The organism is Pseudomonas sp. BF-B-30 (assembly GCF_019956305.1).
Lineage (GTDB): Bacteria > Pseudomonadota > Gammaproteobacteria > Pseudomonadales > Pseudomonadaceae > Aquipseudomonas > Aquipseudomonas jessenii.
In genome coordinates, this window is sequence record NZ_JAHBDG010000005.1 from 84397 (window position 1) to 98333 (window position 13937).

Here is a 13937-nt window from a genome sequence, read left to right on the forward strand (position 1 = left end):
AACGATCTGACAGTCACTACAATTCAAGGGCTGTAATACCCGACCGCCACCAGAAAATGCCCGACCTTCTTCAGGTAGGCATGCTTGTTCTCGACCTTGCCAGTCACCGGGTTTTTCCAGCGGTATTCGTATTCGCCGTAATCCTGCTGGGCCATCAACGCCAGAATCGGCTCGCCCACCGGTTTGCCTTCCGGGTCCACGATCTTGCTGAAGTCGGTATTGATCAGCCGCAGGTTGGTGCCGTGGGCCACGTAACGCTGAGTATCCAGGTCGACGACAAACACATACAGGTCATCCTGCAGGTAGCCGCCCTTGAGGGAATTGATCGCCGTCAGGGTGCCCTTTTCGTCCTTGGCCAGATCGGTTGCCGCTTTGTTCAGCAAGGCCATGGCCTGTTCGGCGGAGGCCCGTGGCAGGTAATAACCGACCGCCAGAATCCGCTGTCCAACGCGCTGGTAGTAGACATGCTTGCGCTCGACCTTGCCGTCACTCCAGTTCTGCCAGCGATATTCCGCCTGCTGAATGCCATTGCCCTCCGGCACCTTCAGGGCGTCCTTGAAAGCTTTCTGCAGATCCGGTCCAAGCACTTGCGACACGTCCCGGCCAATCAGCGCCGACGACGGCCCGCCACTGGCGAGCATCACGCCCTTGGTGTCTAGCACAAAGACATAACGGTCCTTGTCGACAAATTCACCCTGTCGACTGAACGCCGCCAGCGCCTTGTCGCCATTCTGGTGGTAGTAGGCCAGGGCTTTTTCCAGCAGGGCAATGGCCGCCTTGCTGTCGTCCTTTTCCGTCCCGGCGGCTTGCGCCTGGCCCAGGCACAACAAAAACATGCCGCACAGCAAGGCGAACCTATGCAGAAACCCCATTGCGCATTCCTCGTTCCTGATGGTGTTTCAAGAGCGTAGACGGCAATGGGATATGTACGAATATTCGCCAGAACAGGGTCATAGGCTTTTGTGGCGAGGGGTCTTACCCCCGTTCGGCTGCGTAGCAGTCGTAAATCAGGCACCGCGGTTGATCTGGTGAACCGCGGCGAATGGATTTGGGGCGGCTTCGCCACCCAACGGGGGCAAGCCCCCTCGCCACAACAAGCCCCCTCGCCACAAGTGTTCGGATTACTGCCGGGCGCGCAGTTGCTGCTGAAGGTTCTGGATCTGCGCCTGAAGGGTATTGATGTTGCGGGTGACCTGGCTGCGGAACGCATCGAACTCGGCGGTATTGGTCGAGCCCGGCGTGACCGCTGGACGGTTGTCCTGCTCGCTCTTGAGCACGATCATGTCTTGCTCGAGACGCTCGATAGCAGCGCTTGGGTTGCCTTGTTTCTTCAGCGCGGTGATATCGGCGCCCAGGCTCTTCAGTTGTGCATCGAGTTTTTCAGCGTCCGACGGGGCACTTTTCAGGGTGGCCAATTCAGCACTCAAGGCTTTGACCTGGGCCTGCAACTGCGTATTGGCCGTCTGATGTTCGGTGTTCTGGGCATTCATTTGCGCCAGGCGCTTGTCCAGTTCGGTGGTTTGCGCGGTCATTTGTGCCAGTCGCTTGTCCAGGTCCGAGGCCTGGCCGGCAACACCTTGCTGCTGGGCGTTCTGGTCCTGGAGCTTGCTTTCCAGCTGGCGGATTTGCAGCTTCAAGGCCTCGCTGTCGGTGTTGACACTGGTCTGGCTGGCAACAACCTTTCCGGAAATATCCTGCAGGCGCCCTGCCGCTTCCTCACTGATTCGCGCGAAGCTTTCCTGGGTCGCCACCAGTTGCTGTTCCATCAGGGAGATCTGCTGAAAGCTCCACCAAGCCAGGCCCGCGAACGCAAAGAACAACGCCCCGACCAACGCCCACAAGGCACCGGTACTCGCCGCCTTGACCTTCACCACCGGCGTCGTGCGCGAATGCACGACCGTGCGGGCGGTGGGCGCAAAGTCGTCATCGAGAACGTCTGCACGCAGGCTCGGTACATCATCGAAGTCGTCGTTGGCATCGTTTCGCATGGACATTGAATCAACCTTAGTGAATCACATAATGGCTTTATGCCGCGCAGTATAAACCCCACAGCCGCAACCATTGACCCCCAAGCCCGAATCCGGTTCAGTCGGGGGTCGTTGTTCGAGCGTCAGCGAACAGCCTGGGCCTTCCACCAGCCACAGAATTCATCGAGCGCCGTCCAGAGGCTGACCTTGGGATCGTAATCCAGATAATGCCGCGCGCGGCTGATGTCCAGGGTGAAATTTTTGTTCATGACCTGCATGCCCAGACGCGACAGCGTCGGTTCGGGACGCCCCGGCCACAACTTGCACACGCCCTCGTTGAGCGCCGCCACACTGTAGGCCAGGCCGTAGGAACGGTAGCGGGTGACCTGTGGGACTTCCATGTTGCGCATGACGTAATTGACCACATCCCACAGGGGAATCGGCGTGCCGTTGCTGATGTTGTAAGCCTTGCCCAGCGCAGAGCCGCTGGCCAGCAAACTACTGAGCAACGCCTCGTTGAGGTTTTGCACGCTGGTGAAATCAACTTTGTTCAGACCGTTGCCGATGATCGCCAGGCGCCCCTTGCGCTGCATGTTCAACAGGCGCGGGAAGATGCTCATGTCGCCGGCCCCGGTGACGAAACGCGGGCGCAGGGCCAGGGTTTCGAGACCAAACTCCTGGGCACCGAAGACTTTTTGCTCGGCCAGGTACTTGGTGGCGGCGTAAGGGTGTTTGAAGCGCTTGGGCACCTGTTCTTCGGTCAGGCCCAGGTGATCGCGACCATCGAAGTAGATCGACGGCGACGACAAATGCACCAGCCGCCGAACCCGTTGCTTCAAGCAGGCTTCGACCACGTTCTCGGTGACCTGGACGTTGCCCTGATGGAAGTCCTGATAACGTCCCCATAAACCAACAGCACCGGCGCAATGCACCACGGCCTCGACGTCCGAGCACAGCTCGCGCGCCAGTTCCGGGTATCTCAAGTCACCCTGGATGAACTCGGCTCCCCGGCGTACCAGATGCTCCACGCTCTCGGCCCGGCGACCGTTGACCCGCACGTCCAGGCCCTGCTCCAGGGCAAAACGCGCAAAGCGCCCGCCGATGAAGCCGCTTGCGCCGGTAACCAGAATCTTCATGAATTGCTCCGAATATTTCGTTTTGCGTATTACGTGAGGTCTTGACGCTGCGCGTCAGTCCAAGGGCACCAGCCATTGCTTCGATGCGCTGACCAATTGATCGGTGAGCAGCCCCAGCAGCTGGCCGCCATTACGCCAATGATGCCAGTACAGCGGCACATCGATCGGCTTATCTGGCAGCAGCTCCTGCAATACACCCCTTTGCAGTTGCTCGCGCACCTGCAGTTCCGGAACCAGCCCCCAGCCCAGACCGGCTTCCGCCAAGCGGATAAAACCTTCGGAGGACGGGCACAAATGGTGTTCGAATCCACCCTCGACGCCTAGGGACGCAAGGTAGCGATGCTGCAGGAAATCGTCCGGGCCAAATACCAGCGCCGGGGTTCGGGCCAACTGATCGGCGCGTACGCCCTGCGGAAAATGCCGGGCAATAAAGGCGGGGCTGGCCAGCGCACGGTAACGCATGGCCCCCAGCAACACGCTGCGCGCACCCGCCACCGGCCGCTCGCTGGCGCAGACACAAGCCGCCACTTCACCGGCGCGCATGCGCTTGAGGCCGACGGTCTGGTCTTCGACCACCAGATCCATCAGCAGATGCTGTTCGGCGCAAAACGCCCCCACGGCCTGCGCCCACCAAGTGGCCAGGCTGTCGGCGTTCAGGGCGATCCGCAGGCGTTCCGGCAGGCCCTCTTCATCCAGCGCCGGCACCAGGCTTTGCAAATCCCGTTCAAGCAATCGCACCTGCTGCACGTGGTTGAGCAGCCGTCGACCGATTTCCGTCGGCGTTGGCGGCGTGGCCCGCACCAGCACCGGCTGACCAACTCGCGCTTCCAGCAGCTTGATGCGCTGGGAGATCGCCGATTGCGACAAGCCCAGTACCTGGGCCGCCCGTTCAAAACCGGCCTGTTCGACCACGGCGGCCAAGGCAGAAAGCAATTTATAGTCGAACATCAGTTTTCCTAATGAGCGATCAGCAAGATTGGTTTTTCTTATACAGCCTTCACAAGGACAATGACCAGCAAGAACTCTTGAACAAGGATCACCCACATGGCTGGCGAAACTTCATTGGCAACGCTGCTGCGCAGCATGAGCCCGCAACTCAATGCTGGCGAATACGTGTTCTGCACCCTGCGCGACGGTAAATTGCCTACGGATCTGGAGATTGTCGGCAGCTTCCGCGAGCAGGAAGGCCTGACCGTGATTCTCGAGCGTTCCCACGCCGAAACAGCCGGATTCAGCTTCGACTACATCGCCGCCTGGATCACCTTGAACGTACATTCGGCCCTCGAAGCCGTCGGCCTGACCGCCGCGTTCGCCACGGCATTGGGCAAGGCCGGAATCAGCTGCAACGTGATTGCCGGCTACTACCACGACCATTTGTTCGTCGGCCAGGCCGACGCCGACCGTGCCCTGCAAGTGCTGCGGGATCTGGCAGCCAACGCGGAGTAAGAAATCATGTGGCAAAGTTATGTGAACGGGCTGCTCGTGGCCTTCGGCCTGATCATGGCGATCGGCACCCAGAATGCGTTTGTCCTGGCGCAAAGCCTGCGGCGTGAACATCACCTGCCGGTGGCGGCACTCTGCGTGACCTGCGATGCCCTGTTGGTAGCCGCCGGGGTATTCGGCCTGGCGACGGTGCTGGCGCAGAACCCGACGCTGTTGGCCATCGCACGCTGGGGCGGCGCAGCGTTCCTGTTGTGGTACGGCAGCCAGGCGCTGCGCCGGGCCTTCTCGAAGCAGAGCCTTGAGCAGGGCGAAGGCCAGACCGTACGTTCGCTGCGGGCGGTGATGCTCAGCGCGCTGGCGGTGACCTTGCTCAACCCGCACGTCTATCTGGACACCGTTTTGCTGATCGGCTCCCTGGGCGCCCAACAAACCGAGCCCGGCGCTTATGTCGTGGGCGCAGCCAGTGCCTCTCTGCTGTGGTTCTTCACCCTGGCGCTCGGTGCGGCATGGCTGGCACCGTGGCTCGCCCGCCCCGGCACCTGGCGAATTCTCGATCTGTTGGTGGCGGTGATGATGTTTGCCGTAGCGCTGCAGCTGATCGCGGCCATCTGATTGGCGGAACCTCTATTCCACACAGTTGTTGCGTGGTTATGCCGCCCCCCCGGTGCTATGATCCGACTCCCTGCGCCGCAAAGAGTACAAACTCCCCGGCGCTTGTCTGGCCGCCCGTGATCGGCCTTGCGCTCACCGCAACTGACCTGACTAGGAGAATCATCATGGCTTTCGAATTGCCGCCGCTGCCTTACGCACACGATGCCCTGCAGCCGCACATCTCCAAGGAAACCCTGGAGTTTCACCACGACAAGCACCACAACACCTACGTCGTGAACCTGAACAACCTGGTGCCAGGCACCGAGTTCGAAGGCAAGACCCTGGAAGAAATCGTCAAGACTTCCTCGGGCGGTATCTTCAACAACGCCGCTCAGGTCTGGAACCACACTTTCTACTGGAACTGCCTGGCGCCAAACGCTGGCGGTCAACCAACCGGCGCACTGGCTGAAGCCATCAACGCGGCCTTCGGTTCGTTCGACAAGTTCAAGGAAGAGTTCAGCAAGACGTCCATCGGCACCTTCGGTTCCGGTTGGGGCTGGCTGGTGAAGAAGGCTGACGGTTCCCTGGCCCTGGCCAGCACCATCGGCGCCGGCAACCCGCTGACCAACGGCGACACCCCGCTGCTGACCTGCGACGTCTGGGAACACGCTTACTACATCGACTACCGCAACCTGCGTCCGAAGTACGTCGAAGCGTTCTGGAACCTGGTCAACTGGAAATTCGTGGCTGAGCAGTTCGAAGGCAAAACCTTCACCGCTTAAGCTCGATGCCAAACAAAAACCCGGCTTTGTGCCGGGTTTTTTTATGGAAAGAATATGAGCAAAGGGACGGTGGTGATTGTCCCGCCGTCTTCGCGAGCAAGTCGGATCGCCGCACCGCCGCTCCCACAGGTCACCACCGAGCCAGTGGGAGCGGGCTTGCTCGCGAAGAACGATAACGCGGTTAGCCTGCCAACTACTGCGGATCAAGGTTATCCAGCGCGCGATTCACCGCCAGCTCCGCCAACATGACAATCTGCGAAATGGCCAGCGCCGTGTTGCGCTGGGGGCCAGCCAGGCAGGTAGCGAAATCACTCGCCATGACATTGGCTGAAGCCAGTGATTCACAAGCGTGGGCAAGCAGGCTTTCAGTGTCCATGTCGGGGACGATCATGAACATGGTGCGAGGGCTGTAGGGTTTGGTGGTGTTGCAGGGGGGATCAGGGATTAATTTGTCCATAAAACCATTCCTCTAGCGCTGGGGCCACCACTTGCCGTTTCTCACGCGGTGAAGAGGTGGCAGCTATGTGCGAGGTGAGAAACCGGTATGGACACCCGGGCCAGACCTAAGTCTGCCCGCACACAGCCGCCATGACGCATTTACAGACAGCGGATTAGCTGGCGGCGATTATGCGTGCACAGGCTCTGGATGACCATAAGTAGCCGGGTTCTCACACCCGATCGCTGAGTTTCAGCGACAGCCAAAGGTTATTCAGCCCGCTTCCGACGGACAACCTGAAAACTGCGTGGGAAACTTCTGGCGCTTTCCTACACCGCGCTAACGCCCAAAACGTAACGCGGACCGTCCCTGGCAGCACTCCCACGCGGGTGTGTGGAAACGATATGTTGGGGTGTGGCTGAAAATGCAATGTCGACTGTCCCGCCGTCTTCGCGAGCAAGCCCGCTCCCACAGAAGAGCCGAGCAAAGGCAGATCGGCATACACCCAGGCTCTTCACCACTCAACAGGCCGAGCGTTAGCTCGCCTGCAGCTCTTGATCTTGATCCACCCGCCCCCTCGGCAGGCTGAGTGGAGGCGTTCATCCGGGGATGGGCGCGCAGCGCCGTTCGACGCAGTCGAACCCATCGCATGTAGGTGCCAGCGAAGCCAACCGGAGGGCGATGCCCCCGGATGAATGCCGGAGCGAAGGAACCCCGAGCCCTGGCGAGGGGCCGTACGTTCGGGGCGAGACTTTTTGGTTCCTTTTGTGTCGTTTGACAAAAGGGACTCGCCGTAAGGGCGAAACCGCCAACCGCCGTTACCAAAAAAACGGATATGTACCCCACCCAAACCCGGACGAAGCCAATTTCCCAAGATGAAACCAGCCTCCAGCCCCTTGCTCCCCCGCCCACGCCGACTAACATCAAACAAAAGGAAAATATCTCCATCCCGCCCCTCAAGTTGAAGGACTCGACAACCGACACAGTACTAATAGGCTAACTCGCCAGGTCAACTGCAAATCGGCCAAGCAGCAGGCAAAATCCCCCAAGGATGATTGTCCCTTTGACTGCCATCACGGGATTGCCAATACTCATGGCAACTTGATGCTACCCGCACGGAACAAGGAATAACCCTTTGAAGCTGGAACTCAAGAACAGCTTGTCGGTGAAGTTGCTCCGGGTCGTACTCCTGTCGGCATTGATCGTCGGCGTGGTCTTGAGCTGCGCGCAGATCGTGTTCGATGCCTATAAAACACGCCAGGCCGTCGCCAGCGATGCCGAGCGCATCCTCGACATGTTTCGCGACCCTTCGACCCAGGCCGTCTACAGCCTGGACCGGGAAATGGGCATGCAGGTGATCGAAGGCCTGTTTCAGGACGCCGCCGTGCGCAAGGCCTCCATCGGCCACCCCAACGAAGCCATGCTCGCGCAAAAAACCCGCGAGTTACAGCACTCCCACAGCCGCTGGCTGACCGACCTGATTCTTGGCAAGGAACGCACCTTCACCACCCAACTGGTCGGTCGCGGGCCCTACAGTGAGTATTACGGCGACCTGAGCATCACCCTCGATACCGCCACCTACGGCCAAGGGTTCATTGTCAGCTCGGTGATCATCTTCATTTCCGGCGTCCTGCGCGCACTCGCCATGGGGCTGGTGTTGTACCTGGTCTACCACTGGCTGCTGACCAAGCCGCTGTCGCGGATCATCGAGCACCTCACGGAAATCAATCCGGATCGTCCCAGCGAACACAAGATTCCGCTGCTCAAGGGCCACGAGAACAACGAACTGGGCATCTGGATCAACACCGCCAACCAGTTGCTCGAATCCATCGAACGCAATACCCATCTGCGCCACGAAGCGGAAAACAGCCTGGTGCGCATGTCCCAGTACGATTTCCTGACGGGGCTGCCGAACCGGCAGCAATTGCAGCAGCAACTGGACAAGATCCTCATCGACGCCGGCAAATTGCAGCGCCGGGTCGCGGTGTTGTGTGTTGGCCTCGATGACTTCAAGGGCATCAACGAGCAGTTCAGCTACCAGACCGGCGACCAGTTGCTGCTGGCCCTGGCCGATCGCCTGCGCGGTCATAGCGGTCGCCTGGGCGCCCTCGCCCGCCTCGGTGGCGACCAGTTCGCCCTGGTCCAGGCCGATATCGAGCAGCCCTACGAAGCCGCCGAGCTGGCGCAAAGCATTCTCGATGACCTGGAAGCGGCGTTTGCCCTCGACCATCAGGAGATCCGCCTGCGCGCCACCATCGGCATCACCCTGTTCCCCGAGGACGGCAACAGCACCGAGAAGTTGCTGCAAAAGGCCGAGCAGACCATGACGCTGGCCAAGACCCGTTCGCGCAACCGCTATCAGTTCTATATCGCCAGCGTCGATACCGAAATGCGTCGCCGCCGCGAGCTGGAAAAAGACCTGCGCGATGCGTTGATCCGCAATCAGTTCTACCTCGTCTATCAACCGCAGATCAGCTACCGCGACAACCGCGTGGTGGGCGTCGAGGCCCTGATTCGCTGGCAACACCCCGAGCACGGTATGGTGCCGCCGGACCTGTTCATCCCGCTGGCCGAACAGAACGGCACCATCATCGCCATCGGCGAATGGGTGCTGGACCAGGCCTGCAAACAACTACGCGAGTGGCATGACCAGGGCTTCTCCGACCTGCGCATGGCGGTGAACCTGTCTACGGTTCAACTGCACCACGCCGAACTGCCACGGGTGGTCAACAACCTGCTGCAGATGTACCGCCTGCCACCGCGCAGCCTGGAGCTGGAAGTCACCGAAACCGGTCTGATGGAAGACATCAGCACCGCGGCCCAGCACTTGCTCAGCCTGCGCCGCTCCGGCGCGCTGATCGCCATCGACGATTTCGGAACCGGCTATTCGTCCTTGAGCTATCTCAAGAGCCTGCCTCTGGACAAGATCAAGATCGACAAGAGCTTCGTCCAGGACCTGCTCGATGACGATGACGATGCGACCATCGTTCGCGCCATCATCCAGCTGGGCAAAAGCCTGGGCATGCAGGTGATTGCCGAGGGCGTGGAAACCGCCGAGCAAGAGGCCTACATCATTTCCGAAGGCTGCCACGAAGGTCAGGGCTATCACTACAGCAAACCGTTGCCGGCACGGGAACTGGGCGTTTACCTCAAGCAGGCCCAACGCAGCAATGCGGCTATTTTCTAACCCCTGTAGGAGCGAGCCTGCTCGCGATGGTCGTGAACGATAACGCGTTCATTCGGGATGAGCGCGTGGTTCTCAGGTTCATCGCGAGCAAGCTCGCTCCTACAGGGTTGCGAGCCGCGCTCTGTGAATAAGAAATATTTACAGGTACAACCCTTTACACATAATGCGAAAGATTTGCATTATGTCGCAGTTTTGCGTGCGCATAGCACGACTCCACCCCTATCGAAGCAGGATGTTCGCCATGATTCGTATGCCTCTGGCTACCGCCAGTCTGTTGGCCATCGCTATTTCCCTCGCCGGTTGCGGCGAAGGTAAAGACCAAGAAAAAGCTGCCGCGCCAGCTGCCAGCACTGCAACTGCCCCGGCTGCTCCAGCCACTGCGCCTGCCGCTGCCGGTAAAGTCGACGAAGCTGCCGCCAAAGCCGTTGTCGCCCATTACGCCGACATCGTTTTCGCCGTTTACAGCGATGCCGAATCCACCGCGAAGACCCTGCAAACCGCCGTAGACGCCTTCCTCGCCAAGCCGAACGCCGACACCCTCAAAGCCGCCAAGGCTGCCTGGGTTGCCGCTCGCGTGCCTTACCTGCAGAGCGAAGTGTTCCGTTTCGGCAACACCATCGTTGACGATTGGGAAGGTCAGCTGAACTCTTGGCCGCTGGACGAAGGTCTGATCGACTACGTCGACAAATCCTACGAACACGCCCTGGGCAACCCGGGTGCCACTGCCAACATCATCGCCAACACTCAAGTGCAGATCGGCGAAGACAAGGTCGATGTCAAAGACATCACCCCGGAAAAACTCGCCAGCCTGAACGAGCTGGGCGGTTCCGAGGCCAACGTCGCCACCGGCTACCACGCCATCGAATTCCTGCTCTGGGGCCAGGACCTGAACGGCACCGGCCCTGGCGCCGGCAACCGTCCGGCTTCGGACTACCTGGAAGGCAAAGGCGCTACCGGCGGTCACAATGATCGTCGTCGTGCCTACCTGAAATCCGTGACTCAGCTGCTGGTCAGCGATCTGGAAGAAATGGTCGGTAACTGGAAGCCGAACGTGGCCGACAACTACCGCGCCACCCTGGAAGCAGAACCGGCTGAAACCGGCCTGCGCAAAATGCTGTTCGGCATGGGCAGCCTGTCCCTGGGCGAACTGGCGGGCGAGCGCATGAAGGTTTCCCTGGAAGCCAACTCCCCGGAAGACGAACAGGATTGCTTCAGCGACAACACCCACAACTCGCACTTCTACGATGCCAAGGGCATTCGTAACGTGTACCTGGGTGAATACACTCGCGTCGATGGCACCAAAATGACCGGCGCCAGCCTGTCGTCCCTGGTGGCCAAAGCCGACCCGGCTGCCGACACCGCGCTCAAAGACGACCTGGCCGCCACTGAAGCCAAGCTTCAGGTCATGGTCGACCACGCCAACAAGGGCGAGCACTACGACCAGTTGATCGCTGCCGGCAACACCGCAGGCAACCAGATCGTCCGTGACGCTATCGCGTCCCTGGTCAAGCAGACCGGTTCGATCGAAGCCGCCGCTGGCAAACTGGGCATCAACGACCTGAACCCGGACAACGCTGATCACGAATTCTGATCAACGCTGGTTGAGTGAAAAAGGCGACCTTCGGGTCGCTTTTTTTCATTCCTGCTACACACATGCCCTTGTGGGAGCGGGCTTGCTCGCGAAGACGGCGTCACATTCAACAATTGTGGTGACTGACACACCGCCTTCGCGAGCAAGCCCGCTCCCACAGGGTTATGGGCAAGCAAAATTACCTGCCCCACATCAAGCAAACGATAATTCCTCTTATTCAAATTCCCATCCCCTGTTAGACTTTGCGCCCTTGTTTTGCTCGTCTTGCAGGATGTCTGATGCCCCCGCTGCCTCTTCGCTTGTCCGCACTGTTTCTGGCCCTGGGCCTGAGTGCCTGCGATGACGCCCCGAAATTCACCCGGGCCGAACCCGGTGAAGCCCGCTCCGGCGGCAGTGCGACGGTGCGCAAGACCGATCAGAACGCGTTTTCCATGCCCTCGGCGAACCTGCCGCCATCACGGCGTGTGGATTTCAGTGTCGGCAACAGCTTCTTCCGCAGCCCTTGGGTGATCGCCCCGTCGACGACGACCGCTCGCGATGGTCTCGGTCCACTGTTCAACACCAATGCCTGCCAGGGCTGCCACATCAAGGACGGCCGCGGCCATCCGCCGACGCCCGACGATGTGAACGCGGTGTCGATGCTGGTACGCCTGTCGATTCCCGACGCCCCGGCGTATGCCAAGGTCATCGAACAGCTCGGCGTGGTGCCGGAGCCCGTCTACGGCGGCCAGTTCCAGGACATGTCCGTACCCGGCGTGGCCCCCGAAGGCAAAGTGCGGGTCGATTACACCGCCGTGCCGGTTCGCTTCAAGGACGGCACCGAAATCGAGTTACGCAAACCGAGTCTGAACATCACCCAGCTGGGTTACGGCCCGATGCACCCCGACACCCGTTTCTCGGCCCGCGTGGCGCCACCGATGATTGGCCTGGGTCTGCTCGAAGCGATCCCCGAGGAGGCGATCCTGGCCAACGCCGAGGCACAGGCCAAGGCGAACAACGGCATCAGCGGGCGACCGAACCGGGTCTGGGATGACGCTCTGCAAAAGACCGTTCCGGGACGATTTGGCTGGAAAGCCGGACAACCGAACCTCAATCAACAGAATGTCCACGCGTTTTCGGGTGATATGGGGCTCACAACCAGCCTTAGACCCCTTGATGACTGCACGGACGCGCAAACGGCCTGCAAACAGACACCCAGTGGCAACGGCCCCGATGGCGAGCCGGAAGTCAGCGACAACATCCTGCGCCTGGTGCTGTTCTACAGCCGCAACCTTGCCGTACCGGCCCGCCGTGACGTCAACGCCCCTGAAGTGCTGGCCGGCAAGACCCTGTTTTATCAGGCCGGGTGCCAGTCCTGTCACACACCGAAATACACCACCGCTGCCAACGCCGCCGAACCTGAACTGGCCAATCAAGTGATTCGCCCGTACAGCGATCTGCTGCTGCATGACATGGGCGACGGCCTGGCCGACAACCGTAGCGAATTCCAGGCCAGCGGCCGCGAATGGCGCACCCCGCCGTTATGGGGCATCGGCCTGACACAGGCGGTCAGCGGCCACACCCAGTTCCTGCACGACGGCCGCGCCCGCAACCTGCTCGAAGCCGTGCTCTGGCATGGCGGCGAGGCGACTGCGGCGCAACAACAGGTTTTGTCTTTCAATGCCGAGCAACGCGCTGCGTTGCTGGCGTTCCTGAATTCCCTTTAACACGCATTCCACTCGCGGGAGCCCGACATGTTCCGTCCCAAACTGTTGTTCACCAGCCTTGCCGCCCTCGCCCTGGGCGCCTGCTCGCCCCAGGACCCGCAAGCAGTCACGTCGGCGGCCATTGCCAAGTCGGTGATCCTGCCGACCTACACCCGCTGGGTTGAGGCCGATCGTCAATTGGCGGTCAGCGCCCTCGCCTACTGCGAAGGCAAGGAAAACCTGGAAACCGCCCGTGCCGACTTCCTGCATGCGCAAAAAGCCTGGGCCGAGCTGCAACCGCTGCTGATCGGGCCTTTGGCCGAAGGCAACCGTTCGTGGCAAGTGCAGTTCTGGCCGGACAAGAAAAACCTGGTCGGCCGCCAGGTCGAGCAACTGGTCACCGCCCAGCCGCAAATCGATGCCGCCGCCCTGGCCAAGTCCAGCGTCGTGGTACAGGGGCTCTCGGCCTACGAATACATTCTGTTCGACAGCAAGCCCGACGTGGCCAACGCTGAGCAGAAGAGCAAATACTGCCCGCTGCTGGTCGCCATCGGCGAACGCCAGAAGCAATTGGCCGAAGAAATTCTGCAAACCTGGAACAACACCGACGGCATGCTCGCGCAAATGAGCAAGTTCCCGAACCAGCGCTACGCGGACTCCCACGAAGCGATCGCCGATCTGCTGCGCGTGCAAGTCACCGCCATCGACACCCTGAAGAAGAAACTCGGCACGCCGATGGGCCGCCAGAGCAAGGGCGTGCCGCAACCGTTCCAAGCCGATGCATGGCGCAGCCAGGCGTCCCTGACCAGCCTCGAAGCCAGCCTCGCGGCCGCCAGGACCGTCTGGGAAGGTGTGGATAACAAAGGCCTGCGCGGCCTGTTGCCGAGCGAGCAGAAGCCGTTGGCCGACAAGATCGATGCAGCCTATGCCGCCTCGCTGAAGCTGTTCGCCGGCAACCAGCGCTCGCTGACCGACATGCTCAATGACGAGGCCGGCCGCCAGCAACTCAACGAGCTGTATGACAGCCTCAACGTCGTCCATCGCCTGCACGAGGCCGATCTGGCCAAGGCACTGGGCATCCAGCTGGGCTTCAACGCCAACGACGGTGACTGATGAGGG

Annotated in this window: 12 protein-coding genes; 7 read left to right on the forward strand and 5 right to left on the reverse strand. The window is 60.6% G+C overall.

The features are described from left to right. Positions 1–23 precede the first annotated feature (23 nt). The 4 genes from KGB29_RS03380 to KGB29_RS03395 form a co-directional block, all read right to left on the reverse strand. Positions 24–872: a cache domain-containing protein gene (locus KGB29_RS03380; RefSeq protein WP_150813340.1), complete on the reverse strand. Its 849-nt coding sequence runs from the start codon at positions 870–872 to the stop codon at positions 24–26. Positions 873–1121: 249 nt separating this feature from the next. Continuing rightward, positions 1122–1994, reverse strand: a complete 873-nt coding sequence (locus KGB29_RS03385) for an ATPase (RefSeq protein ID WP_150813341.1) — start codon at positions 1992–1994, stop codon at positions 1122–1124. A gap of 116 nt (positions 1995–2110) precedes the next feature. Beyond that, on the reverse strand, positions 2111–3103 hold the full coding sequence (locus tag KGB29_RS03390; RefSeq protein ID WP_223616248.1) for an NAD-dependent epimerase/dehydratase family protein: 993 nt from the start codon (positions 3101–3103) through the stop codon (positions 2111–2113). Positions 3104–3157: 54 nt separating this feature from the next. Continuing rightward, the gene (locus KGB29_RS03395) at positions 3158–4051 is read right to left on the reverse strand and encodes a LysR family transcriptional regulator ArgP (RefSeq protein ID WP_057713462.1); all 894 of its coding nucleotides are present in this window, start codon (positions 4049–4051) and stop codon (positions 3158–3160) included. Between the two features lie 96 nt (positions 4052–4147). Between KGB29_RS03395 and KGB29_RS03400 the strand changes: the two genes are divergently transcribed. The 3 genes from KGB29_RS03400 (at position 4148) to KGB29_RS03410 (ending at position 5919) form a co-directional block, all read left to right on the forward strand. Further along, positions 4148–4549, forward strand: coding sequence for an ACT domain-containing protein (locus tag KGB29_RS03400; RefSeq protein ID WP_150813343.1), 402 nt, complete (start codon positions 4148–4150; stop codon positions 4547–4549). A 6-nt stretch (positions 4550–4555) separates the two neighbouring features. Further along, on the forward strand, positions 4556–5158 hold the full coding sequence (locus KGB29_RS03405; RefSeq protein WP_057713460.1) for a LysE/ArgO family amino acid transporter: 603 nt from the start codon (positions 4556–4558) through the stop codon (positions 5156–5158). Between the two features lie 164 nt (positions 5159–5322). Continuing rightward, a complete protein-coding gene (locus KGB29_RS03410; RefSeq protein ID WP_008022038.1) occupies positions 5323–5919 on the forward strand; it encodes a superoxide dismutase in 597 nt (198 codons plus the stop codon). Positions 5920–6112: 193 nt separating this feature from the next. Here KGB29_RS03410 and KGB29_RS03415 read toward each other — a convergent pair whose 3' ends face one another. Continuing rightward, positions 6113–6376, reverse strand: a complete 264-nt coding sequence (locus KGB29_RS03415) for a DUF6124 family protein (protein ID WP_090457509.1) — start codon at positions 6374–6376, stop codon at positions 6113–6115. Positions 6377–7490: 1114 nt separating this feature from the next. Here KGB29_RS03415 and KGB29_RS03420 point away from each other — a divergent pair. The 4 genes from KGB29_RS03420 to KGB29_RS03435 all read left to right on the forward strand — a co-directional run bounded on the left by KGB29_RS03420 (position 7491) and on the right by KGB29_RS03435 (position 13931). After that, on the forward strand, positions 7491–9542 hold the full coding sequence (locus KGB29_RS03420; protein WP_102671210.1) for a putative bifunctional diguanylate cyclase/phosphodiesterase: 2052 nt from the start codon (positions 7491–7493) through the stop codon (positions 9540–9542). Positions 9543–9783: 241 nt separating this feature from the next. After that, complete coding sequence (locus KGB29_RS03425; RefSeq protein ID WP_150813344.1) at positions 9784–11133, forward strand: imelysin family protein; 1350 nt, start codon at positions 9784–9786, stop codon at positions 11131–11133. Positions 11134–11411: 278 nt separating this feature from the next. Beyond that, the gene (locus KGB29_RS03430; protein ID WP_150813345.1) at positions 11412–12839 is read left to right on the forward strand and encodes a di-heme oxidoredictase family protein; all 1428 of its coding nucleotides are present in this window, start codon (positions 11412–11414) and stop codon (positions 12837–12839) included. A gap of 27 nt (positions 12840–12866) precedes the next feature. Then, positions 12867–13931 carry an imelysin family protein gene (locus KGB29_RS03435; protein WP_150813346.1) on the forward strand — a complete coding sequence of 355 codons (1065 nt, stop codon included), beginning with the start codon at positions 12867–12869 and terminating at the stop codon, positions 13929–13931. Positions 13932–13937 lie beyond the last annotated feature (6 nt).